Annotated in this window: 24 protein-coding genes; 12 read left to right on the plus strand and 12 right to left on the minus strand. The window is 59.2% G+C overall.

Going from position 1 to position 24,050, the window contains the following annotated elements:
• Positions 1-48: 48 nt before the first annotated feature.
• On the minus strand, positions 49-807 hold the full coding sequence (locus tag ACQY8Q_RS24355; protein ID WP_428429031.1) for a hypothetical protein: 759 nt from the start codon (positions 805-807) through the stop codon (positions 49-51).
• A 308-nt stretch (positions 808-1,115) separates the two neighbouring features.
• Here ACQY8Q_RS24355 and ACQY8Q_RS24360 point away from each other — a divergent pair, with 308 nt between their 5' ends.
• Positions 1,116-2,000, plus strand: coding sequence for an RDD family protein (locus ACQY8Q_RS24360; protein WP_428429032.1), 885 nt, complete (start codon positions 1,116-1,118; stop codon positions 1,998-2,000).
• Between the two features lie 12 nt (positions 2,001-2,012).
• Here ACQY8Q_RS24360 and ACQY8Q_RS24365 read toward each other — a convergent pair whose 3' ends face one another.
• Entirely contained in the window at positions 2,013-2,366 is a 354-nt protein-coding gene (locus tag ACQY8Q_RS24365; protein ID WP_428429034.1) for a DMT family protein, read from the minus strand.
• A gap of 259 nt (positions 2,367-2,625) precedes the next feature.
• Between ACQY8Q_RS24365 and ACQY8Q_RS24370 the strand changes: the two genes are divergently transcribed.
• From ACQY8Q_RS24370 to ACQY8Q_RS24385, 4 genes are all read left to right on the plus strand, one after another.
• Positions 2,626-3,849 (plus strand): MFS transporter, encoded by a 1,224-nt coding sequence (locus ACQY8Q_RS24370; protein WP_428429035.1) that lies wholly within the window; start codon positions 2,626-2,628, stop codon positions 3,847-3,849.
• A 106-nt stretch (positions 3,850-3,955) separates the two neighbouring features.
• Positions 3,956-7,306, plus strand: coding sequence for an excinuclease ABC subunit UvrB (gene uvrB / locus ACQY8Q_RS24375; RefSeq protein ID WP_428429036.1), 3,351 nt, complete (start codon positions 3,956-3,958; stop codon positions 7,304-7,306).
• A 515-nt stretch (positions 7,307-7,821) separates the two neighbouring features.
• The gene (locus tag ACQY8Q_RS24380) at positions 7,822-8,295 is read left to right on the plus strand and encodes a DUF3828 domain-containing protein (RefSeq protein WP_428429037.1); all 474 of its coding nucleotides are present in this window, start codon (positions 7,822-7,824) and stop codon (positions 8,293-8,295) included.
• A gap of 120 nt (positions 8,296-8,415) precedes the next feature.
• Positions 8,416-8,757, plus strand: a complete 342-nt coding sequence (locus ACQY8Q_RS24385) for a hypothetical protein (RefSeq protein WP_428429038.1) — start codon at positions 8,416-8,418, stop codon at positions 8,755-8,757.
• On the opposite strand, the gene ACQY8Q_RS24390 is transcribed toward ACQY8Q_RS24385, so the two are convergent.
• A complete protein-coding gene (locus tag ACQY8Q_RS24390) occupies positions 8,730-9,905 on the minus strand; it encodes a hypothetical protein (RefSeq protein WP_428429039.1) in 1,176 nt (391 codons plus the stop codon). The genes ACQY8Q_RS24385 and ACQY8Q_RS24390 overlap by 28 nt on opposite strands.
• A 1,105-nt stretch (positions 9,906-11,010) precedes the next feature.
• Here ACQY8Q_RS24390 and ACQY8Q_RS24395 point away from each other — a divergent pair.
• Positions 11,011-11,400: a hypothetical protein gene (locus tag ACQY8Q_RS24395; RefSeq protein ID WP_428429040.1), complete on the plus strand. Its 390-nt coding sequence runs from the start codon at positions 11,011-11,013 to the stop codon at positions 11,398-11,400.
• Between the two features lie 280 nt (positions 11,401-11,680).
• Here the strand turns inward: ACQY8Q_RS24395 and ACQY8Q_RS24400 are convergent, their stop codons facing one another.
• Positions 11,681-12,289 (minus strand): J domain-containing protein, encoded by a 609-nt coding sequence (locus ACQY8Q_RS24400; protein ID WP_428429041.1) that lies wholly within the window; start codon positions 12,287-12,289, stop codon positions 11,681-11,683.
• Positions 12,290-12,780: 491 nt separating this feature from the next.
• Here ACQY8Q_RS24400 and ACQY8Q_RS24405 point away from each other — a divergent pair, with 491 nt between their 5' ends.
• Positions 12,781-12,993, plus strand: a complete 213-nt coding sequence (locus ACQY8Q_RS24405; protein ID WP_037095903.1) for a cold-shock protein — start codon at positions 12,781-12,783, stop codon at positions 12,991-12,993.
• A 142-nt stretch (positions 12,994-13,135) separates the two neighbouring features.
• Here ACQY8Q_RS24405 and dusA read toward each other — a convergent pair whose 3' ends face one another.
• From dusA to ACQY8Q_RS24420, 3 genes are all read right to left on the minus strand, one after another.
• Positions 13,136-14,242: a tRNA dihydrouridine(20/20a) synthase DusA gene (gene dusA, locus ACQY8Q_RS24410; protein ID WP_428429042.1), complete on the minus strand. Its 1,107-nt coding sequence runs from the start codon at positions 14,240-14,242 to the stop codon at positions 13,136-13,138.
• 322 nt (positions 14,243-14,564) lie between these two features.
• Positions 14,565-14,807: a DUF982 domain-containing protein gene (locus ACQY8Q_RS24415; protein ID WP_428429043.1), complete on the minus strand. Its 243-nt coding sequence runs from the start codon at positions 14,805-14,807 to the stop codon at positions 14,565-14,567.
• Positions 14,808-15,059: 252 nt separating this feature from the next.
• Complete coding sequence (locus tag ACQY8Q_RS24420) at positions 15,060-15,308, minus strand: hypothetical protein (RefSeq protein WP_428429044.1); 249 nt, start codon at positions 15,306-15,308, stop codon at positions 15,060-15,062.
• A 259-nt stretch (positions 15,309-15,567) separates the two neighbouring features.
• Here ACQY8Q_RS24420 and ACQY8Q_RS24425 point away from each other — a divergent pair, with 259 nt between their 5' ends.
• The 3 genes from ACQY8Q_RS24425 to ACQY8Q_RS24435 all read left to right on the plus strand — a co-directional run bounded on the left by ACQY8Q_RS24425 (position 15,568) and on the right by ACQY8Q_RS24435 (position 17,063).
• On the plus strand, positions 15,568-15,771 hold the full coding sequence (locus tag ACQY8Q_RS24425) for a hypothetical protein (protein ID WP_428429046.1): 204 nt from the start codon (positions 15,568-15,570) through the stop codon (positions 15,769-15,771).
• 67 nt (positions 15,772-15,838) lie between these two features.
• Positions 15,839-16,522 (plus strand): fumarylacetoacetate hydrolase family protein, encoded by a 684-nt coding sequence (locus ACQY8Q_RS24430; protein WP_428429047.1) that lies wholly within the window; start codon positions 15,839-15,841, stop codon positions 16,520-16,522.
• 10 nt (positions 16,523-16,532) lie between these two features.
• Positions 16,533-17,063 carry a gamma carbonic anhydrase family protein gene (locus tag ACQY8Q_RS24435; protein ID WP_428429049.1) on the plus strand — a complete coding sequence of 177 codons (531 nt, stop codon included), beginning with the start codon at positions 16,533-16,535 and terminating at the stop codon, positions 17,061-17,063.
• Positions 17,064-17,143: 80 nt separating this feature from the next.
• Here the strand turns inward: ACQY8Q_RS24435 and ACQY8Q_RS24440 are convergent, their stop codons facing one another.
• Genes ACQY8Q_RS24440 through ACQY8Q_RS24450 form a run of 3 tightly spaced genes read right to left on the minus strand, consistent with a single transcriptional unit; the run spans position 17,144 to position 19,297 of the window.
• The gene (locus tag ACQY8Q_RS24440) at positions 17,144-17,548 is read right to left on the minus strand and encodes a Fur family transcriptional regulator (protein WP_428429050.1); all 405 of its coding nucleotides are present in this window, start codon (positions 17,546-17,548) and stop codon (positions 17,144-17,146) included.
• On the minus strand, positions 17,548-18,381 hold the full coding sequence (znuB, locus tag ACQY8Q_RS24445; RefSeq protein ID WP_426236056.1) for a zinc ABC transporter permease subunit ZnuB: 834 nt from the start codon (positions 18,379-18,381) through the stop codon (positions 17,548-17,550). Before znuB ends, ACQY8Q_RS24440 begins: the two co-directional genes overlap by 1 nt.
• Positions 18,374-19,297 (minus strand): ATP-binding cassette domain-containing protein, encoded by a 924-nt coding sequence (locus ACQY8Q_RS24450; protein ID WP_428429051.1) that lies wholly within the window; start codon positions 19,295-19,297, stop codon positions 18,374-18,376. The genes znuB and ACQY8Q_RS24450 overlap by 8 nt, the downstream gene beginning before the upstream one ends.
• Positions 19,298-19,401: 104 nt before the next feature.
• On the opposite strand from ACQY8Q_RS24450, the gene znuA reads away from it, so the two are divergent.
• Together znuA and zigA are read left to right on the plus strand one after the other, a co-directional pair.
• Complete coding sequence (znuA, locus tag ACQY8Q_RS24455; RefSeq protein ID WP_428429052.1) at positions 19,402-20,391, plus strand: zinc ABC transporter substrate-binding protein ZnuA; 990 nt, start codon at positions 19,402-19,404, stop codon at positions 20,389-20,391.
• Between the two features lie 95 nt (positions 20,392-20,486).
• Positions 20,487-21,692, plus strand: coding sequence for a zinc metallochaperone GTPase ZigA (zigA, locus tag ACQY8Q_RS24460; protein WP_428429053.1), 1,206 nt, complete (start codon positions 20,487-20,489; stop codon positions 21,690-21,692).
• A gap of 66 nt (positions 21,693-21,758) precedes the next feature.
• Here zigA and ACQY8Q_RS24465 read toward each other — a convergent pair whose 3' ends face one another.
• On the minus strand, positions 21,759-22,109 hold the full coding sequence (locus tag ACQY8Q_RS24465; RefSeq protein WP_428429054.1) for an RcnB family protein: 351 nt from the start codon (positions 22,107-22,109) through the stop codon (positions 21,759-21,761).
• Positions 22,110-22,250: 141 nt separating this feature from the next.
• Positions 22,251-23,861: a glycoside hydrolase family 43 protein gene (locus ACQY8Q_RS24470; RefSeq protein WP_428429862.1), complete on the minus strand. Its 1,611-nt coding sequence runs from the start codon at positions 23,859-23,861 to the stop codon at positions 22,251-22,253.
• Between the last annotated feature and the right edge of the window lie 189 nt (positions 23,862-24,050).

Raw genomic sequence — 24,050 nt, forward strand, 5'->3', positions numbered from 1 at the left:
CTTCGCCGCTTCAGGAGCCGGAAGCGGCGAACCGTACGGCGACAGCCCTCACCGGGTCATGGCAACCACTTGCCTGCTCGCCCATTGAACGGTGATGGAGACGACCGACGAGGCCAGAAACGCGATCTCGGCATTCTGCCTGGGCAGCGTCCAGATCAGGCACAGGCAGAAGGCCGCGAACGAAAAGCGCCCCAGCACCATGCCACGCAGCAGCCGGACGACGAAGTCCGGCCCGTAGGCGCGCTGCGATGACACAGACAGGATCAATCCCAGAAGCGGGAACACCGTCAGCACGCCGCTCCATTGTGCGCCAAGCGAGGCCGACAGCATTGTCACGGCCAGCGTCAGAACCGCACCGGCAACCATGCGCATCATCAGGTCGGTGCGGGTGATCGATATCACCTTGCTGGCGGCATTCGTGCGCGGCAGAAATGTCTGCGCCGAGACAACGCCCAGCAGCGCCGCCCCGAGCGCAACGGCCGGCGTTCCCGGCAGGCTCGTCAGGCCGATGGCCGCAGCGTACCACGCGGCAAGCCCCATCACCGCCGCGATGCAATAATGGTACCAGCGGCAGGTCCAGGCGTAGGCGAGATTGAAGGCCTCGGATGCAAAGATTGCCGACAAGGCCGCAGCAGCGGCGCCAACGCCAAACACCGGCCCCTGTTCCAGCACCAGCAGATAGAGGATCGGTCCCGCCACGATCGGCAGTCCGGCAAGCCAGCCTGCCACGCCCGGTCCCCAGCGTACGGCCGCCATCGAAACAGCAAACAGGAAGAAGGGAACCAAAGTCAGTTTCAAGAGAAGCATGCCGGTCCCGTTCAGTCTGCCTGCAGGCGCCGATGGCTTGCAGCGGAGAATTCTAAGCTGTTCACGATCCTGGCCGCCATGACGGCAGACACTGCCGCCAGCACATGCATTTGGTATGCCTTGCTGCAGTGACCGGACGCGATCAGCGCCAAGCGCCAGCCAAGGCCGGACATGTTGCGCAATGCCGCCACGGCTGGAAAATGTCAATCCGCGAAAAACCGCACTCGAAAGGCCGCCTGGGCCATTGCCGGCTGTAGGGCAGACACCCTATGAACCCTTAGAATGAGCAGCCGTTGAAGGGGAATTCGATGAACGCTGGTGTTTCGATGGCCACAGCAAGACCACCGCGCCTTTTCTGGCGGCGTGCCGTTGCGTTCGTTGTCGATATGGCGGTTTTCTACAGCATCCTGCTGGTGCTGGCCCTGCCCCTCCAGGCCGTCACCGGCTGGAACCTCGGCTTTTATATCGGACAATCGACAACATGCGAGGTCACAACAGACAGCCCGCTGATCCGCCAGGTCGAAACAGAATGGCCGCTGGCCGACGACGAAACCCGGACACACCAGATCTGCATCAATTCCAGCATCGGCATGCAGCAGCGGTTCTTCATATCGACGGTCACGAAAACCGAAAACGGAATAGCCTCCAGCCGCTTCGTGTCGATCGGCATCGATCCGGATGGAAATTCCATCCCGCTGGACATTTCCGGGACCAGCACGGCGTCAACCATCCTGCTTCAGCTTTTCTTCCTGGCGCTATTCGTTCTGGCCGCAGCCAGAATAACCGCAACCGGTCGGCGCACACCCGGCAAGGCCTTGATGTTCCTGCGCATCTTCAATGTTGCGCGCACCGTGCCGTCATTCAAACAATGCCGGACCAGAGAAATCTGGAAGTTCCTGCCATCCTGCCTTCTCGGCATCGCCGTCACCATCCATGCCGCCCAAAACCTGCCGGGACTGTCGACACTGGCCTCCGGCGCATTCGTCGACGTCATCCACGCCACCCGCGACATGCAGACGCCAGACTTCAGCACACTGTTTGCCGTCGGCGCCGGAGCCTGGCTCCTTGGTGCCCTCTGGTGGTTCGGCCCCTTCATCCTCTGGCGCGGCCAGACGATTTATGACCGCCTCGCCGGCTGTGTCGTGCTGCGCTCTGACACCACCGAAGACCAGCCGACACCGTCCCAGTACTAGCAGCCGCAAACTCTAGCCTTTGAACACGAACGCCGCGCCGCCCGCGATCATGCAGAAGCCGATGGCGTGGTTCCAAGTCAGCGATTCCTTCAGCCAGAACACTGAGAAAACGGCAAACACCACCAGCGTGATCACTTCCTGCATCGTCTTCAACTGCGCCGCCGAATAGACCTCATGGCCGATCCGGTTGGCCGGAACCGCCAGGCAATACTCGAAAAAGGCGATGCCCCAACTGGCGATAATCGCCATGTAGAGCGGCGAGGAGGTGAATTTCAGATGACCGTACCAGGCGAAGGTCATGAAAATATTGGACAGGACGAGCAGCACGATCGGCAAGACAGCCGCCGTATTCAGTGAAAAAGGCATGTTCGAATCCTTGGGAGAACAATAGTAAACGGTGGCAAGCATGTACCGTTCCCGTAAACAACTTCAAGACAGAATTTTCCCGGCAATTGCCTGGTTTTTAAAGCGGGTCAAGGCCCGTCCGGGACGGTGGAACTTTTGATCGCGTCCGGCATTGTCGTCTCTGCCGGACGCTGAGGCCCTGCCTGCCTCAGAGACGGCTTTCTTGCCAGCTTGACACTGCCCTTGCCAGCCCTTCGCTCATCGCCATCGGGAGACTAGCTTGTCGCCATCGTCCACTTCCGTTAGGGCGGGTACGCCGCTGGTCGCGCTTGCAGCGCTGAACTTCTTCCTTGCAGATGCCCGTGACGGACTAGGACCCTTCCTCGATGCCTATCTGGCGACGAACGGCTGGTCGCCGTTTTCGCTGGGCATGATCGCCACGTTCGGTGGCATTCTCGGCATGGTCTCGACACCTTTGTTCGGTGCGCTGGTCGATGGCACCGTGTACAAGCGCCTGCTCGTCATCGTGCCGGTCATCCTGGTCACCGTGGCGGCACTGTTGACGCTCGCCATACCGAACGTGTCGGTGGTCGTCGGCGGCCAGACGGTCACAGCCATCGTTGGCGCCGTTATCGGCCCGGCCCTGATGGGCCTCACACTGGGCATCGTTGGGGAGGCAGCCTTTCCGGCGCAGGTGTCGCGCAACGAGTTCTGGAACCATGCCGGCAATGTCGTGTCGCTGGCCGGTGTCTACGCGGCCACCGTGTTCTTCGGCATGAGCGGTATCATCGCCCTGATGATCATCACCGCCATCGGTGCAGTCGCCGCCACCCTGATGATCGATCCCGCCAGGATCGACCACAAGGTCGCCCGCGGTCTCGGCCATGATGATGGTGCGCCCGGCCCGTCCGGCTATTCGGTGCTGATCGGCACGCCCGGTCTTGTGGTCCTGGCCGTCGTCATGCTGGTCTTTCACTTCGGCAATGCGCCGATCAGCCGCCTTGTCGCCCAGCAATTCTCTGTCGAATTAGGAACGCCCTTCCGCACCACGGCGCTGATCACCGGTGTTTCACAACTGACGATGATCGGCGCGGCTGTCGCAGCTCCCTTTCTGATCCGCCGCTTCGGCCTTGCCGCCGTCTTCATCGTCGCGCTCTGCGCCCTGCCCATTCGCGGCGCGATCGCCGGCAGTATCGGTGATTTCTGGATGGTCTATCCCGTCCAGATCCTCGACGGGCTCGGCGCCGGACTGATCGGCATCGCCACGCCGATCGCCGCCGAGCGCATCCTGTCGGGCTCCGGCCGCTTCAATGTCGGCCTGGCCGCCGTCATGACGGTCCAGGGCATCGGCGCCTCGACCAGCAATGTAGTTGCCGGCTGGCTGGTTCAGAACCATGGCTTTGCGCTGGCCTATTGGGTACACGGCGGCATTGCCGTCCTGGCGCTGGTACCGTTTCTCCTCTGGCGCAACGGCGTCGCACCGCACCAGCAGGCTTCCGGATAGACCGTCGCACAATCCTGTCAGAAACTGGCAGTAGCCCACCACCCCGTTGCCTTTTTGTACTCATCGCCCCCTTCACATTTCCCCGGACTCTCTCCATATTCCCCCCATGTCGAAAGCACCGAAAAAATCCCCCCATCCCGACCTTGGCGGCTTCGAGGAAGCTCCCCAGGCCTCGTTCGAAGGCGCCCCGCTGTCGTCAAACGTTGCCGACTGGGCCAACGAGCTGCAGCGCATGGCCGAGGCCGAGACAATCGAGACCCGCCACGACGTCGCCTCCAAGGCCGGAAAACACCGCAAGAAGGTGGAGATCGCGGCGCAAAAGGCGAAAAATGAGGCCGCAGCGCAATCGGCTGCAGGCCGCAAGCCCGAACGGGCGTCCGAGCCCGTGCGAGGCCCTCGCGGAGCGAAGGCGCAGAGCGCCGACAGCGTGAGCGCTAAGGAGGGCGTCGGTGCCAGCCGCTCGTCGCGTGGCACCTCGATGGGCGGCACTTCGGATCCAAAAGCCCGCGCCGCCGCCGGGCTGAACCCCGTGGCCGGCATGGACACGGCGCTCGAGGATGCGCTTGCCCCCTCCGCCGTCACCGCCACCGTCGAGGCCCTCTCCGCCCTGATAGAATCGGGCAATCCGCTGTTCAAGGACGGCAAGATGTGGACGCCGCACCGGCCCGCCCGGCCGGAAAAGTCCGAAGGTGGCATCGCCATCCGCATGCAATCCGACTTCGAGCCCGCCGGCGACCAGCCGACCGCCATCAAAGACCTTGTCGAGGGCCTGTCGAACGGTGACCGCTCCCAGGTTCTGCTCGGCGTCACCGGCTCCGGCAAGACTTTCACCATGGCCAAGGTGATCGAGGCCACCCAACGCCCCGCCGTCATCCTGGCGCCGAACAAGACCCTGGCCGCGCAGCTCTATTCCGAGTTCAAGAATTTCTTTCCCGACAACGCGGTGGAATATTTCGTCTCCTACTACGATTATTACCAGCCGGAAGCCTATGTGCCGCGCTCCGATACCTTCATCGAGAAGGAATCGTCGATCAACGAGCAGATCGACCGTATGCGCCACTCGGCCACCCGCTCGCTGATCGAGCGCGACGACGTCATCATCGTCGCCTCGGTCTCCTGCATCTACGGTATCGGCTCGGTCGAGACCTATACCGCCATGACCTTCCAGATGACGGTCGGCGACCGGCTCGACCAGCGCCAATTGCTCGCCGACCTCGTCGCCCAGCAATACAAGCGCCGCGACATGGATTTTCAGCGCGGCTCTTTTCGCGTCCGCGGTGATACCATCGAGATCTTCCCGGCCCACCTGGAAGACGCAGCCTGGCGTATCTCGATGTTCGGCGACGAGATCGACGGGATCACCGAGTTCGATCCGCTCACCGGCCAGAAGACCGACGACCTGAAGTCGGTAAAAATCTACGCCAATTCCCACTATGTAACGCCACGCCCAACACTCAACCAGGCGATCAAGTCGATCAAGGAAGAGCTGAAGCTCCGCCTCGCCGAGCTGGAAAAGGGCGGCCGCCTGCTCGAAGCCCAGCGGCTGGAGCAGCGCACCCGCTACGATATCGAGATGCTGGAAGCCACCGGCTCCTGCGCCGGCATCGAGAACTATTCGCGCTACCTCACCGGCCGCAGCCCCGGCGAGCCGCCGCCGACTTTGTTCGAATATATCCCCGACAACGCCCTGCTGTTCATCGACGAAAGCCACGTCTCCGTCAGCCAGATCGGCGGCATGTACCGGGGCGACTTTCGGCGCAAAGCGACGCTGGCCGAATACGGTTTCCGCCTGCCGTCCTGCATGGACAACCGTCCCTTGCGCTTCGAGGAATGGGACGCCATGCGGCCCGACACCATCGCCGTGTCGGCAACGCCTGCGGCGTGGGAGATGGAACAGGCCGGCGGCGTCTTTGCCGAACAGGTCATCCGCCCGACCGGCCTGATCGATCCGCCGGTGGAAGTCCGCCCGGCCAAATCCCAGGTCGACGACGTGCTTGGCGAAATCCGCGAGACGGCGCTGGCCGGCTACCGCACGCTGGTCACCGTGCTCACCAAGCGCATGGCCGAGGACCTCACCGAATATCTGCACGAACAGGGGATTCGCGTCCGCTACATGCACTCGGATATCGACACGCTGGAGCGCATCGAGATCATCCGCGACCTGCGCCTCGGCGCCTTCGACGTGCTCGTCGGTATCAACCTGTTGCGCGAAGGCCTCGACATCCCCGAATGCGGCTTCGTCGCCATTCTCGATGCCGACAAGGAAGGCTTTTTGCGCTCGGAAACGTCGCTGGTCCAGACCATCGGCCGCGCCGCGCGTAATGTCGATGGCAAGGTCATCCTCTATGCCGACAACATCACCGGCTCAATGAAGCGCGCCATGGAGGAAACCTCGCGCCGCCGCGAAAAGCAGGTGGCCTATAACACGGCCCACGGCATCACCCCGGAATCGGTCAAGGCCCGCATTTCCGACATCCTCGATTCGGTCTACGAAAAGGACCATGTCCGCGCCGATATCGGCATCAGGGGGGGCAAGGGCGGTATCACCGACATGGTCGGCAACAATCTCGCCGCCCATCTCGAAGCGCTGGAAAAACAGATGCGCAACGCCGCCGCCGACCTCGATTTCGAAACCGCCGCCCGTCTGCGCGACGAAATCAAACGCCTCAAGGCCGCCGAACTCGCCGTCATGGACGACCCGATGGCCCGCCAGGAAGCGCGGGCGATGGAAGGTGGCGGCAAGCCTACCGGCTCGAAAAGGAAGGGCCCGGCATCCTCACTCGACTCCCTCCCCCTCGTGGGGAGGGTTGGGGAGGGGCAGACCCCATCCTCCGAGACCGTCGCCCCCCCCCCTCCCGGCCCGCAGCCTGTCCTCGGGTTTGCCGAAGGCAAATCCCGGGGAGGCCACCCTCCCCACAAGGGGGAGGGAAAAAGCCTCTTCGCCAAACCCACCCTCGACGACATGGGCCCAGGCACCGACATGACCCGCCCGGCGCGCAAACCGGCGGCATCGGACGGCTCCATCGCCCCAACGGCGACCGAGGGGCAATCCGGCTTCCGCAAACCCACGCTGGAAGACATCGGCCACAACATCGCCGTCCCCGCCCGACCGGAAACCAGCCTGTTCCGCAAGAACAGCCTCGACGAAATGACCGTCGGCCGCACCGAAAAGCCACTGAACACCACGGGCAAACTGCCGGAAAAGCCGAAGACGGAACCCGGACAACGCGTCTCGCCGCTGCTCGAAGGCCAGCCGGAAAAGCAGAGTCCTTCCTCGCCCCAGCGGGGAGCGGATCCCCAAGAGGCAAAGCCGATTGGTTCGGCGAACGTGGTGAGGGGGGCCGACGACCCCAAACCCTTCATCCGCGCCAAATCCGGCGCCGGCTCCTACGAGGACGCCGGCGACCTGAAGCGCCAGAAGAAAACCAAAGGCAAGACCGGCCGCCCCGGCCAATGATACCCTCCCGGTAACACCCTCCCCTTGAGGGGGAGGGTCGGCGCACAGCGCCGGGGTGGGGTGACCACCACACCCATGGACCCAATCTCTCCCTTATACGGGAGATGCCGGCAAAGCCGACAGAGTGCCGCGCCCTCCTCAAACTCCGCCCGCTCCCTCTTCTCCCCAGCGGGGAGAAGGTGGCGCACAGCGCCGGATGAGGGGCCGAAGGCACCTCAACTACGCCGCCCCTCATCCGCCCTGCCGGGCACCTTCTCCCTGTCGAAACGGGGAGAAGGGACAAGCGGCAAACTCTCCCTTTCTCCCAATCTGAAAAGTGGCCCTGTGACCAACAGAGACGCGGCACTCTCCGTCATCCCCTCTCCCCGCCCGCGGGGAGAGGGCCGGGGTGAGGGGCAAGTCAACCAAGAGCTTTCATCCGGCCTGCCCCCGCCCACATCCCCAAAAATGCTGCATGGCCAGACCAGCGCCCATCGGCTACTCCTCAAGCAACACCCGCCGCCAAAGGACCCGCCATGCGCCTGCCCGCCCTCTTCCTGTCCGCCTTCTGCGCCCTGTCAGCACTCTCGGCCCTGCCCGCCGCCGCCCAGACCTACAAGACCCCGGAAGCGCTACTCGAAGCGCTTTACAGCTACGACACCAGCCAGACCGCCGAAAGCGCCCCTTCGCTCTATTCGCCGTTCTTCTCCGACCAGCTGAACGCCCGCTTCCAGGACGATGCCGACACCACCGAACCCGGCGACAGCGGCACCATCGATTTCGACCCGGTGATTTCCGGCCAGGATGGCGCTGCCACCAATGTCGAAGTCGGCCAGCCGATCGTCCTCGACGACACCGCCGAGGTCGAGGTAACGTTTAAGAATTCCGAACCGGTGACGCTCTACTACACCTTGGTCAAGGAACACGGCGGCTGGAAAGTCGACGACATCGCCAACCAGCAGGGGGAATATCCGTGGAGCCTGAGTGCGTTGTTTGATGGGGCGCGGTAGCCAAATCTTTCATCGGCGAAAATCATATCGACCGACATTAGCTAAATTGACGAAAATCCAAGATAAAACTAGAAGTTTATACACTGCACAGACATTACTAAATTTTTACATGGAAGAGATATGTCAGCAGAAACTCGGATAAAATCGAAGAGCATTAGATTCTATGCAGTAGCTGAGGTGAGACTTTACAAACATAATGGAGGGAAAAGAGACGTAATTATTAAAACGGAAAAATTCGATATAAATGTCGAAGACATACCGCTGGATGATTTTCTTCTTGATGGCCGCGTTCCTTGGCACGCAGTCACCATTGCCGAAGAAAAAATAATAGAGAAAATTGATTTAAAATATTATCCCGATGGAATATTGAAATCTTGGAATATATATTTACAAGATTCGATGGAAAATTCGATAAGCACTTATGAAACCAACATTCAGGATGCCAATTCCGATCTCCTGTAAGACGCAACAAGTACACCGTTTAAATCAGAAATAACGTACTCCTTTGGAAAGCTTTTTCTACGACCTATTTGAACCCTTAATTCATTATTAAGCCTTTCGACAAGCGCTGCATGAGGCTTTATTCCAGGAATATTCATTTTTGATTCGAATTTTCTAGCTTCACCTTTGTAGGTTATTTCAGTTCCCCGAGCGATCAAACTGACCACTGCACCGGCCTTCTTGCACATTTCAAAAAAATCACTACTACGCTCTGTGGAGAATGTTGAGGACAGCACAATAGTGTTCGCAATAGACCCTGACAGCACCTTCAATGCAAACGCTTCCTCTTCAAAAACCTCGGGTTCGTCGGGATGCCACGAAGCGGGCCCACGGGAAGAATGGTGATGCAGATTTCCCCTAGTATCGACAATATGATCAACAATCATATTGTTGGTCATTCCATTCAATTTAGTAAATTGTTTTTTGTAGTTTTGGCGTTGAAAAGAAATAGCGTCACGGAGATCTGACAGCGCTTCCGCAATACGATCATTTGCTTTGATTTTAATTTTGACTTTTTTGGGGTCCGAATATCCCGCAAAAAATTGGGTTTCTAGGGATAAAAAATAATTATAAAAGGCAGAAATATATTTTCCGTCATTATAATCTGCGTTTCCTTTATGAACAAATGACAACGCAATCTCTTGTTGTGAAGCGCTATACGAGTTGTAAGTGAGTGCTGCGACAAAATCGAAAGTCAATTCTCGCGCGTCATCATACATGGTTCCTTCAGACGATACGGAGAAACCATACAATTTTAAGCGTTCCTTTTCTTCTTGATTTTCAGGTATCCACTCCAAACGTTCAGAATTGAAATCTATTGTGGTAGGGGCAACAGAACTCAAAAAAGATTGGATACGCCTAAGAAAAGCTCGCGCTTCCTTCAACTTTGCGACCTCTGGAATTGTGATTGAGGCCGCGATTCTGGAGAATGGATTTAGGTCCTCGACTACCTGCGGAAAATCGGCGTCCGCTATCGCGAAATCTATACTAATTCCTGTAATAATATGATCTTCTATTTGATAATTAACGACAAAATCCCCGACATTAATTGGCCACTCTTCAAAGGCGCGGATAATTGACCTAACTTTAAAATGTATCTTCATCTTCATAATAAATGACTTTCTTAACAACGAGACAGCCGCCGTGTGGAGCCTCATAATTATGCTAAAGATGTCGAAGTAGCAGTCTTTAGATAACTGTCCTGCAAAAACACAGTGCACACCTCATTGACCCATAATCTTGGTCACATCACACCCTGCGATTGAAGAAGAAAACATGGCATAAGTGCTTGGCTGTGAGCAAGTCCGCGCTCGGAAATACGGAGCGATTTTGACCATAAAAACCACCTCACCTTCCGTCATTCCTGTGCCTGTCACAGGAATCGAGTGCGCCGTGTCCACGGCGCTCAAGACCACTTCCACAACGCGAACAAAAGAGTTCTCTCACGGCGCAGACGCGCCGTGGCTGGATTCCTGTGACAAGCACAGGAATGACGGAGGCTAAGGATGTCGCGCTGATTTCAAGAGCTACAGCGGGGATGCATTCTTGCTTGCAAGGTGCGCCGCCTTCATATCCGCCCTTGCGGCAGAGGACCCAAAATCAACACCTTAACCAAAGGCTACGTGCTCAATCCCGTCGCCGATCCCCTCCCCAGTTTCCCCCAAAATCCCCGCCCCCAAAACCCATGCCATACTTCTCCTGTCCCGCCACGGATACACTGCCAGCCGTGGCAGCGAGGCGGGGCCGGTGCCGGGTTTGAGGACAGGACGGACGTCCTCACCTCCGGGGCTTGCGGAAAATGGTCTCCCTCCGGCGACACGGGGAGAGACGGGGGTTTTGCCCTTGTCTCTTGAAGCCCGAAAGAGCGCGCCGGGCGTGCCTGTGCGGCACACAGGGTGGCACAGCGGATGGTTTCGCCGGGTTAAAAAAATCCGGCGGCGGCCGGGTGGATCGTTGCCGATAAATTGGTTCGGCCGGGGTCCATCGGGTCAGACGAACACCGTCCGCCTAGCGACCTCAGTGAGACCCAAGTCGCGGGCAAAAACCGCCGAACGGGGCGCTGAGAGGTGTCACTTTCTACTATCAAACGCGGCAGCTTTCAGCGCCCCGTCCACCTGACGTTCAACCACGGCGAGATTTTTCGCGCGTGACCATTTTTCGCGCGTGAATGGCGGCGCACGCCGCAGTCACGCGACAAGGCAACGGAGATGAGACATGCCCCTTTCCCTCCAGACATGGCTGATGGCCCGCACCGCCGAGATGCTGGCAGTGCCGCATCTGGCCTGCCGCCGCCGCGACTGCCGCCGCAAGAACGCCTGCGACTGGCATTTCAAAAACAGCGGCGAACCCTGCTGCCTGCGCAACCTGACCGCAGCACAGCGCCAGATTTTTGATGAATTTTACGGCCAGGCCCAGATCATCCTCGAACACGGCGGCCATCAGGGCCTGACATACACCTGGGGCAATCCCGAGCAGCGGGCCTTTTTTGACACCTGCGTCGAACTCGCCCGCACCGCCGTCCCACCCCACGACAAACGCCGCTTCGACGCCTTCCGCCGCGACCGCGAAAACATCCCGGCGCGCACGCCGCCGGTGGCGAAATGAATAAGGACGACCCGGCCCGGCCTTTGCCGTATGCCACAGAGCCTCCCTCACCCTCCGTCATTCCTGTCCTCGGGCTTGACCCGAGGGATGTCACAGGAATCCAGCCACGGCGCGTCCGCGCCGTGAAAGGACTCTTTCAACCGCACCGCCACAAGAGGGTCTTGCGCGCCGCCGACGCGGCGCACTGGATTCCTGTGACAAGCACAGGAATGACGGAGTGTGGGGGAGCCGCCAGCGTGAAACAACGAGCGGCAAGACGCACCCAAAATCCGAACCCGCTTTATTCCGCCGCAGCCTCCAGCTGTTCCAGCTCGTACGAATAGCCCTCCAGAATCGTGTAGGCCTGCTCGGTCGCCTCGATCTGCGCCTCGGCGCTGCGGATGGCGTCGGCGATCGATTGCGAGCGGGTGCGCAGCATAGAGCCGAGAATATCGGCGGCAGGGCGGCGGCCGAGGCGATCGAGATGCTGGCGCACGCGGGCGCGGTGGCGCTCCAGCTCGAGAATGTGAAAACGGCTCTTGACGATATCGTCGGACAGTTTGCGGCGCATGGCGGCGACCGGATCGAAACTGCCGGGCTCGCGCTCGTCGAGAATGAAATCGTTGACCAGCGTTTCGAGCTTCAGAATACCCTGCAGGTCGCGCGGGTCGGCCAGCTGCGGATCATAGCCGGTATTGTCATAGACCTTGCGGCGCACCGGATCCTTCAACAGATCGTAGCAGGCCTGCAGCCGCCCGAACGCCTCGGTATCGCCGCCGCTGTCGGGATGCGCCGCCTTGACCACCTTGCGATAGGCCACCTTGATCGCCTGCTCGTCGGCATCGCGGGCAATTCCAAGCGTTTCATAGGGGTCGATCACAGCGCCACCTCGCAGTCCAGCATTCGTCATTTCACCCCTGACCTAACCGTTCGCCCAGCGCGCATCAACCTAAAAGCCCGCTTCAACCCAAAAGCGGATGCTGCGCGAACGCCCTTTAATCGGACATCGGCGGGACCAAATTGTGGTGAGATCGGGACGGGGCGTGGTTTTCCCCGGTCCGCGCGGTTGCGGCATCGCCTGCCCGGTGAAAACCGGCAAATGGCCCGTTGTGGTGCATCGCAAAGCCCGTACCGACAGGCGGTTGAGTGCAAAGGATTAAACGCTTGCTATTTTCTTTTTTTGCTGCAAATATTTCCGCGTTCGGGCGTTAGCATCCCGGAGACTGGACTGGCTGTATGGTCCCGGAAAAATCCGGGCGTGCCGAAAGGCACTGTAGACGTTCTTTCCCCGTTATCGACTTCTCCGACTGGCTTTCCGGAATAAAGACAAAACCGGAAAGAAAAACGTCTCCACCCTGGCAGGGGTGAGGACACATCATTAAGGGAAAAAGGACTTCTCCCATGGCCACCAAGGGCACCGTAAAATTCTTCAACCAGGACAAGGGTTTTGGTTTCATCACGCCGGAAGGCGGCGCAAAGGACGTGTTCGTACACATCTCCGCGCTGCAGGCCGCTGGTCTCCAGACTTTGAAGGACGGCCAGCAGGTCACCTTCGACACCGAGCCGGATCGCATGGGCAAGGGCCCGAAGGCCGTCAACATCCAGGCTGACTAAGCCTCGATCTGACTGCTTGCGATGACTTATTGAACGGCGTCCCCCGGGGCGCCGTTTTTTTTGTGGCCGTCGATTATCCCCGGGCCGAAAATCCGTGCAATAATCAAATGGATCGATCGGGACTGTGGCAAGCCGAAGGTTTTTACTCCGCCGCCTGCTTTGCCTCGGCAGCCAGAAAGATGGCGTCGAATGCCGCCGCGATCACCTCTGGCCCGGCCCCTGCCCGCGTCGCATCGGCCGACAGGATCTGCCGGAACCGCCGCGCACCCGGCCAGCCCTGGAACAGTCCGACCATGTGGCGGGTGACATGGATCAGCCGTCCGCCCGTAGCGATATGCCCGGCCGCATAGCCCATCATCGCATCGCGCACCCCGGCCCAGAACTCCACAGACTGCCGGTGGCCATTGGCAGTAAAGGCCTCGCCCGAGAAATCGGCTGCAGCCGCTCCCGTCACCGGATGCGGAAAAGCCGCGTCCACGGCCGTCAGCATCGCACTATCATGATAAGGCGCCCGTCCGAGCATGACGCCATCCAGCACCGTTTCGTGATTCAGCTCGTCAACAGCCTGATTCAAACTGCCAAGACCGCCATTTATGCCAATGAAAAGACTGGGATTTTCCGCCTTGACCCGATGAACCAGAGCATAGTCCAGCGGCGGAATATCGCGGTTCTCCTTCGGCGACAGCCCCTGCAGCCAGGCTTTTCGCGCATGAACCCAGACGGCATCCGTCCCGGCCTCCACCACCCGCGACACCAGATCGCGAAGCGCGATTTCGGGGTCTTGGTCATCGACACCGATCCGGCACTTGACTGTGACAGGAATGGACACTGCCGCCTTCATCGCCGCGACACAGTCCGCCACAACCGAAGGCTCCCGCATCAGGCAGGCGCCAAACGTGCCGGATTGCACGCGGTCGGAGGGACAGCCGACATTCATGTTGATCTCGGCATAGCCGAACTGCTCGCCGATACGTGCCGCTTCCGCCATCTTGCGCGGATCATTGCCACCAAGCTGCAGTGCCACCGGCTGCTCGACCGTATCGAACCCCAGCAGCCTCTGACGATCACCCCGCAGGATCGCCTCGGAGACGATCATCTCGGTATAGAGCAAAGCATGCTTGGACAGTTGCCGGGCAAAAAAGCGGTAGTGCCTGTCGGTCCAGTCGATCATCGGGGCCACGGCAAAGACCGGCGCTCCGAAATATGCCGAAGCGGTGCTACCCGATGCCGAAATCGCTGCGTTGCCCATCGAAAAAATACTTTCATCCCCGCACGCATTGCAGGCGGTACAATGTTCTGGAGAAACAGGCGCGCAAGTGGAGAAGCATATCTCGCGGCTCAAGCGGCCTAAACAATTTCGGCCTTATACAGCGGAGCAGTTTTGAAAGCGAGATCGAACTTTGGAAGGGTCGTCAGAAGGAGATTTGGTGACGTATCCAACAGACGCTGTAAGTCCAACAACACGGAGCAACGTCTGCAAATGGAGACGACGGCGATACTTTGACTGAAATACATATCCACTCTGCGCCGGCGGATGCGCAGCTGGTAATCGATTATATCTGCCGAGCGCGTCAGTGCGCCTGCAGTTTGGCCTCCTCTGCCGCCGCAATGAAGACCTCTCGGGCCTCCTCTAGTGACTTGCGGCCGTCAATGGCGGCGCGGCAGAAGCTTCTGGCTGCAACGTAGCGCGGACCACGAAGATCCGGCCAGGTATCCATCAGGCAAATGAGTGCGTCGAACGGCCCCAGAACCACCTGAGAACCCTTGTGTGCAAATCCCACTTCGACTGGATTGGACCATTTGGTATTTGGCATGAGCGTCTCCTCCGAATGTCTTGCCAGACCATAACAGCACAATAGCCGATTTAGTTCCCGTTGGGCAGAGCACAAAACGAAAAAAGCCTGCCGCGGGAGGAGGTGCGGCAGGCTTCTGAAAATGACCCACGGTCGGGAGGAGGTGACCGCTGATCGGTCGCAGCTCTTCGGGAGGAGGTGAATCGCTGCGATAAATATGACTATAATGCTGCGATGCACAAAAATCAAATAAAATCTGATGCAACGCAACCGTTACCAGTAACGTCTTTGTGTTTGCTGGCCATTGGATGCGCTGCCGATCAGATAGCCCGCGACAAAAGCGGCTGCACCAAAAACCAGCAAGGCGGTGCTGGTGGCGGAAGGATGATCCTGAGCGCTTTTCGCGACGGCGGAAGCCTCGTCCCGGACATAGCTGGCTGCCTGTTTCGCTTTGGCCGTCACGCCGCTGCTTTCATCGAGTTCGCCGGTAAAGCCGGCCCGCAAATTCTTGATATTCGCCATCTCAAGCTCCTTTGCTGCTGCCTGCAAAACACCCGAACTGCAAGATTGTTCCAAGTGGGGGATGACGTCTGCAAATACCGGATAGGGAGTGCTCTGCGGTAACGCGTTTCATTCCGGCACAAATCCAAGCAGATGCTAAAAAATCACTGTTGCGATTTCTTCATGTGTGGCATGCTAATAGATGAGGTGCCTCATAAAAACCAATTTCGGAGTAGCTACTACAACCCAGAATCAAAAAATAAGAGACGGGAGAGAACACATGGTAGAGGAAAATCTGTATCGGATCGTTGAAGTCAGCTTGAAGCACGGCAGCGACCGCCGCGACGTCGGCATCATGACAGTCCGTCAGGCGCTGGAACTTCCAGATGTCCCGAGCCTGGAATATACCCATCCGGAATACAATTCCCGGGCGGACAGCGGTTTTCTGACACGCGACCAGCTTCAGGCCTACGTCTGCAGCTGAAGCCACTTTCCCCGCCCCGCAATGGGGTGCTATCGTCCGGCATTCGCAATCGAATGTCTGGACGTCGATGACAACTGTAATCCCCCTTCCCGCACCGGTGCTTTTGCCGGTGATCAATTCCGGGCAAACTTTCCCGGTCCGCCGCGTCTATTGCGTTGGGCGCAATTATGCCGCCCACGCCATCGAGATGGGCCACGATCCCGATCGCGAACCGCCTTTCTTTTTCCAAAAAAACCCAGACAATCTTGTCCATGGCGACGCGTTCCCCTACCCGCCGCTTTCGACCGACGTGCACCACGAGGTTGAGCTGGTGATCGCGTTGAAACAGGGTGGCGATGCCATTGAGGCTGCAGACGCACTCGATTGCGTCTACGGCTACGCCGTCGGCATCGACTTCACCCGCCGCGACCTGCAGGCAGAGGCGAAGGCCGCCGGCAAACCCTGGGCGGCGGCAAAAGCCTTTGAACATTCGGCGCCGCTATCACAGATCGTTCCGGCAGAGGTTATCGGACATCCGACAGACGGCAATATCTGGCTGAAGATCAACGGCGAGACCAAGCAGCAGGGCGATCTCAACCAGATGATCTGGAAAATCCCGGAAATCATCGCTGAACTGTCAAAACTGTTTACGCTCGCCCCCGGCGATATCATCATGACCGGCACACCGTCAGGTGTCGGACCGGTATTGCGCGGTGACGCGGTGTCGTGCGGCATCGATGGCGTCGCGACGATGGCCGTCACGGTCATTTGAGGGAGAAACCATGCCGCTCTATGCTCTTGGCGCTACCCGGCCAGCCGTGCCGCCTGAAGGCCGCTATTGGGTGGCTCCCGACGCGCATGTCATCGGCCAAGTCGAACTGGGCGACGATGTCGGCATCTGGTTTGGCGCAGTGCTGCGCGGCGACAACGAGCCGATCCGTATTGGCGCCCGCACCAATATCCAGGAGGGCGTGGTCATTCATGTCGATCCCGGCCTGCCCGTAACGATCGGCCAAGGCTGCACCATCGGTCACCGCGCCATCGTGCACGGCTGCACCATCGGCGATAATTCGCTTATCGGCATGGGGGCGACGGTGCTCAATGGGGCCGTGATCGGCAACAATTGCCTGGTGGGTGCCAATGCGCTGGTGACAGAAGGCAAGGTCTTTCCAGACAACTCGCTGATCGTCGGGGCACCGGCAAAGGCCATCCGGTTGCTGGATGAGGCGGCGGTCGCTGGATTGAGCAAATCGGCAGACAGCTATGTGAAAAAATGGCAGGTGTTTGCAACCAGCCTTGCCGTTATCGGATAGGCGACGCCGAAGCCAAAGCATCCGGAACCGGGTGTCCTTGCCATATCTCGACGGGGAACCGGATCAGGCGCCCGCCCCGTCTATTCAGCCGTGCAGTTCTGGCAGTGGCCGCGGATCTCGATCGTGGTCTTCTCGGTCTTGAAATGCTGATTGCCGGCCAGCACCGACAAACGTTCTTCCATCGCCTCGTCGTGCATTTCGGTGACCTGACCGCAATCCTCGCAGATAGCAAAGGCCGTGACGCCGTGATCATGGTGATGGTGATGATCCGGATGGGCGCAAGCGACGAAGGAATTCATGCTTTCGAGCCGGTGGATGAGGCCGAATTCCAACAGCTTGTCGAGCGCCCGGTAAACCTGCAGCGGCGCACGAAACCCGTGATCGCGCAGCTTGTCGAGGATCGTGTAGGCGCTGAGCGGCCCTTCCGCATGGTGGAGCGTGTCGAGGACCAGCGACTGGTTCTTGGTGAGTTGTTGTGCCGCCATCAGTGATGTCCTCCATGCGTCGAGTGTATCGCCGTCTCTGCCTGTTTGTTGCGGCCGAACGGCAGCAGACTGAGCACGAAAAGCCCCATCGCCGCAACCACGATCGAGGGGCCGGACGGCGTATCGAAATGCAGCGAGCCGAATAGGCCGCCGGTGACCGCCAGAGCGCCGATCACCGACGCAAGCACGGCCATGATCTCCGGCGATGTGGCAAAGCGCCGGGCGGTAGCAGCCGGAATGATCAGCAGCGATGTGATCAGCAGGATGCCAACGATCTTCATGGCAATCGCAATCACCAGCGCCATCAGCAGCATGAAATAGAGCCGCGCCCGCTCCGGCTGCAGGCCTTCGGCTTCGGCCAGTTCCGGATTGACAGTGGAGGCAAGCAGCGGCCGCCAGAGATAAACGATCGCCGCCAGCACCAGAATGCCGCCGCCCCAGACCAGATCGATATCGGCTTCGGAGACAGCGAGAATATCGCCGAACAGGAATCCGACCAGATCAATCCGCACCCATGTCATGAAGGCGACGATGACGAGGCCAATCGATAGCGACGAATGCGAGAGAATACCGAGCAGCGCATCGGTCGACAGCGCGCCGCGCTTCTGCAGCAGCAACAGCAGCAACGACACGGCAGCGGCGACGATGAAGACGCTGAGCATTAGATTGAGATCGAGCAGCAGCGACAATGCCACACCGAGCAAAGCGGAATGCGCCATCGTATCGCCGAAATAGGCCATGCGCCGCCAGATGACGAAACAGCCAAGAGGACCAACCGTAATGGCAAGGCCGATGCCGGCAATAAGGGCGCGGGTGAAAAAATCATCAAACACGGCCGCTCTCCTTGGTATCGTAGCCTTGCAGGCGGCTCTTGTAACCACAGCCGCAATCCGGGCCATGCACGTGCTCTTCCGGGCCGTGATCCCCATGCGTATGGTCGCCATGATGGTGACCGTCATCCGGATGGCAATGCTCGGTAATGCTGCCATCGGTATGCAGCACGCGGCCATCGGGCAGATGGGTGTGATCGTGGTCATGACTATAGACGGCAAGTGACTTGGCGGCGCGGCTGCCGAACAGCTTGAGATATTCCGGGCTCTGGCTGACCATCTGCGGCGTGCCACGGCAGCAGACATGGCCGTTGAGGCAGATCACCGTATCGGTCTCCGCCATCACCACATGCAGATCGTGGGAAATAAGCAGGATACCGCAGCCTGTCTTGTTGCGGATGGTCTTGATCAGGTCGTAAAGCGCGATCTCGCCGGAAAAATCGACGCCCTGCACAGGCTCGTCGAGAACCAGAAGATCCGGCTTGCGGGCAATGGCGCGGGCAAGCAGCGCGCGCTGGAATTCACCACCAGACAGATGCTGCACCTCGGCGCGGGCGAGATGCGCGATACCGGTCGAATGCATCGCCTCCTCGACCTCGCTTCCCTTCAATGGTCCGGTCAGCGTCATCAGCCGTTCGACGGTCAAAGGCAGCGTCCAGTCGATCGAAAGTTTCTGCGGCACATAACCGACCTTCAGCCCTGGCAGCTTCTCGACCCAGCCCTCGTCCGGCTTCAGCACGCCGATGGCGGCCTTGGCCGTCGTTGATTTGCCGGAGCCGTTGGGGCCGATCAGCGTGACGATCTCGCCACGGCTGACCGAAAACTCGACACCGCGCACCAGCCAGCGGCCATTGCGGCGGATGCCGGCATTGTTGAGCGAGACGAGCGGGGTCTGATCGGTATTGCGGACATTCAGCATTAAAAAAATCCGGATGGGGTGTTGCCAGCCGCTATGCCACACGTTATAGCATAACGCAATTGATGTAATAACATTACATCGATTTACAAGACAGGAGTTCCCGCATGAGCCTGAAAAATTCCCTCCTTTTGACATCGGCGCTGCTTTTCGCCCCCACCATGCTTCTGGCGGCGGGCACGGCCCGTGCCGAGGTTCCCAATGTCGTCGTCTCGATCAAGCCGATCCACTCCCTGGTCGCCTCGATCATGCAGGGCGTCGGCAAGCCGGCGCTGATCGTCGAAGGAGCCGCCTCCCCGCACACCTACAGCATGAAGCCCTCCAACGCCGCAGCCCTGGAAAAGGCCAATATCGTCTTCTGGGTTGGCCATGGGCTGGAAGCCTTTCTTGAAAAGCCGCTGGAATCGCTTGGTAGCGGTGCCAAGATTGTCGAACTCGACGATGCACCGGGCCTCGAAAAACTGAAATTCCGCGAGGGCGGTGCCTTCGAGGCTCACGACGACGGCGACGAGCATGAGGCAGGTGCTGAAGGCACCAAGGCTCATGAAGAAGCCGGTCATCACCATGACGAGGGTGAGTTCGACCTGCATCTCTGGCTCGATCCAATCAATGCCAAGGCGATGGCAGCCGAAATCGAAAAGACGCTTGCTGAAAGCGATCCGGCCAACGCATCTGCTTACAAGGCCAATCTCGATGCGCTGAACACCCGGCTTGATGCACTCGACAAAAAGCTCGTCGAAACTGTCGCACCGATCAAGGACAAGCCCTTCATCGTCTTTCACGATGCCTATCAGTATTTCGAGCATCGCTATCACGTGAAGGTGGCGGGATCGATCACCGTCAGCCCCGAGACTCTGCCCGGTGCCGCACGGCTGAAGCAGATTCATGAAAAGATTGTCGAACTCGGCGCAACCTGCGTTTTTGCCGAACCGCAGTTCGAACCCAAGCTCGTCAATGTCGTGCTGGAAGGCACGTCGGCAAAGTCCGGAACGCTTGATCCGGAAGCAGCGACGCTTGAGGCCGGTCCCGACCTCTATTTCCAGCTGATGGACAACATCGGCACATCGCTGAAGACCTGCCTTTCCAACGCCAGCTAACAAGGTCCTCCCAAGACCGTGAAAAAGGCGGGCCAGAATAGGTCCGCCTTTTTCAGATTATCAAATGTAATAATATAACATTAAAGGATATACCGATGTCCGATAAACTTCCTGTCACCGTCCTCTCCGGCTTCCTTGGTGCTGGAAAGACCACGCTGCTCAATCACATCCTCAACAATCGCGACGGGTTGCGGGTTGCCGTCATCGTCAACGATATGAGCGAGGTCAATATCGATGCGGCACTGGTGCGCGAGGGCGGCGCCAACCTGTCGCGGACCGAGGAGCAACTGGTCGAGATGACCAATGGCTGCATCTGCTGCACCCTGCGCGACGATCTGCTCAACGAGGTGCGCAAGCTCGCCGAACAGGACAGGTTCGACTATCTGCTGATCGAATCGACCGGGATCGCCGAGCCCCTGCCCGTCGCCACCACGTTCGAGTTTCGCGACGAGGCCGGTAATAGCCTCGCCGATGTCGCGCGGCTCGATACGATGGTGACGGTGGTCGATGCGGTCAGCCTGCTGGGCGATTATTCCTCCGCCGACTTTCTGGCCGACCGCGGCGATACTGCCGGAGACAATGACAATCGCACGCTCGTCGACCTGCTGGTCGAGCAGATCGAGTTTGCCGATGTTGTCATTCTCAACAAGACGGGCAGTGCAACACCTGAGCAGCGCGATGCCGCGCGAAAAATCATCGCCGGCCTGAATGCCGATGCGCGGCTGATCGAGGCGGATTTCGGCAAGGTGGCCTTGCGCGATGTTCTCGGCACCGGCCTGTTCGACATGCAGAAAGCCGAGCAGCATCCGCTCTGGTACAAGGAACTGCACGGCTTCAAGGATCATGTCCCCGAAACCGAGGAATACGGCATCCGCTCGTTCGTCTACCGGGCGAAGAGGCCTTTCGATCCGTCGCGCTTTCACGATTTCGTCCACCGGCCATGGCCAGGTGTGGTGCGGGCCAAGGGCTTCTTCTGGCTGGCGACACGGCCGCATCACGCCGGCGAACTCAGCCAGGCCGGACCGATGGTGCGCACCTCGAAAATGGGATTGTGGTGGTCGGCAGTTCCGAAAACCCAATGGCCGGATGATCCGGGTTTCCTGGCGATGATGAAGCCTTATCTCGATCCTATCTGGGGTGACCGGCGTCAGGAAATCGTCTTCATCGGCGCCGATCCGATGGACCAGGCAACATTAGAAGCGGAACTCGACGAGTGTCTGGTCGATGCCAAGGCGTTTACGCCAGACCGCTGGAAGGCTTTGCCGGACCCGTTTACAGAGTGGTCCGCGAAGGCAAGCTAGGCCGCTCGTTTGGCAACCTCGTTTAGAAAGGGCGGCTCAATGCCGCCCTTGTCGTATTCGACCTGTTCAGCGCGCCGTATTGACGATGACACCGGTGGCGATGCTGATCAGCAGGAAGTCGTTACCGGCGCGAACCCACTGCTGGCCACGCTGCGGTGTACGAAGCTTGTAGCGGCGATAGTCGTTGACCGCAGCGATGCGGCGGCGCTCAGACGGTGACAGGCGGTGGCCGCGTGCCCAGCGCTTGTTCTCGATGACACGCTTTTCGACAATTTTGTTGTTGCCGTGCCGGTAGACACGCTTCTCGACATGGCGCTCTTTCATCTGAGCGACTTCGAAGGGCTTGGCCGGCTGGGCAAAAGCCATCGGCGCCGTCAGGAAGGAGCTTGCGACCAGCGCAATCAGGAGACGTTTCATCGGGGTGTCCTTTCGTTTTTGACACCCCGAACCTACGACCGCAAAGATGAACGGAAACTGAAACAGCAGATTACAAAATTGTAATGATATCAGTCAATTATAAGGATTAACTGATACGTCGCACAAATCTGCAACCAAGGATTACAGCGTCTCATAGGCAAACCGGCCGAAATCCGCCGCCCGCGCCCGGCCGGAAGTGTCGAAGGCAAAGACCCCGGCAAAGGCCCCGGTAAACGACCCATGTTCGCCGCGTCCGCCCTCGTCGGAAACGACGCCGGCATCGAGCAAAGGCCCGAGTTTGCGCCATGTGTGAGGACCATCCGGATGCCAGAAGAACTGTAGATCGTTGTCGCGGATGTCCATGGCCAGATGCACCCGGCCAAGCGGGACGGCAACGCCGCTTTCGACCGGGAATGTCATGCGGCTATGGGGAAAATCGCCATTGCAGGAAAAGATCGTCACCACGCGGCCGAGTTGTTCATGCAGCGTCACGGCGATCGCATGAAATTTGTGGCGATTGTAATAATGGGTCAGACCCGCCGCCTGCTGATAGGTATCCGGTTCGAATTCGACGACAGTTTCAGCGCGGAACGAATGATGCTCCTGCCGCCATGCCACCAGCGCCTGTTCGAACCAGCTGCCGATGCTTTCGCGCCCGAACAGCCGCAGATGTCCCAGCCGTTCCGTCAGCGAAAAAATCCGTTCCGGCACCGGCGTGCGCAGCCACTGGAAGTCCATCGGCAATTGCGAACCGTCGAACTCGGTTTCGATACGTGCCGGTTTCTCGACAACAACCGCCTCACCCGGCGCCGGCACATCGACATCCGGCACGACGCCGCCCTGCGCCAGATACAGCCAGCCATCGTCGCCCCAGACGCATTTCTGCAAAGCGGTCTCACGGCCGAGCGTACAGCGCCGTTGTGGTGCCAACGGCCGGCCGGTCAGATGGGTGTGGTAAGCTTGGCCATCCGGTGTCTCCACATACTGGCCGTGCCCTGCCCTTTGCAGCACGGCGTCCGGATGATCCTTCGAGGTGATCAGATGCGTCTGCGGATGTATTTCGTAGGGACCTTCGATATTTTTGGCCCGCGCCATGGTCACCACATGATCATAACCGGTGCCGCCCTCAGCGGTCGTCAGATAGTACCAGCCGTTGCGCTTAAAGAGATGCGGGCCTTCCACAAGGCCCTGTGGGCTGCCGGCAAAGATATTGCGGATCGGGCCGGTCAGCTGTTTCGTGACAGGATCCCATTCCTGCAGCAGGATGCCATCGAAGGCCGGGGATTTCGGCGCGCCGCCAAAACTTTCGGTGCGGTGGTTCCACTGCATGTTGAGAAACCATTTGCGGCCGTCATCGTCATGAAACAGCGACGGATCGAAGCCGGAAGAATTGACATAGATCGGCTCCGACCATTCCCCTTCAATCGTCGGCGACTTGACGATGTAATTGTGGGCGTCCTTGAAGTTGCCGTCGAAGCGTTTGACATCGGTATAGACCAGAAAGAACAGCCCATCCGCATAGGACAGGCACGGCGCCCAGACGCCGCAGCTGTCGGGATTACCACGCATGTCGAGCTGGCTCGCCCGCTCCAGCGGCCGGCGCACCAATGTCCAGTTCACCAGATCGCGCGAATGATGGATTTGCACGCCCGGATACCATTCGAACGTCGACGTGGCGATATAGTAATCGTCGCCGACACGGCAGATGGACGGATCGGGATTGAAGCCCGGAAGGATCGGGTTGCGGATCATTGCGATCATGATTAACGTACCTCATGGATTCTCGGAACGCCATACGGCCTGAAAGGCGGTGCGGTTTCAAGCCCTGCCGCACGTTGAAAGCGACATTCTTCGCAACCTGTTCGGCTCGCTGTTTCGTCTCCCAGCAAGGAGTGCCCCGTCTCCAAGTTACCGTTCCTGTCGCACAGGTTTCCCACAGTT

Source organism: Pararhizobium sp., assembly GCF_965279435.1.
Taxonomy (GTDB): domain Bacteria; phylum Pseudomonadota; class Alphaproteobacteria; order Rhizobiales; family Rhizobiaceae; genus Pararhizobium.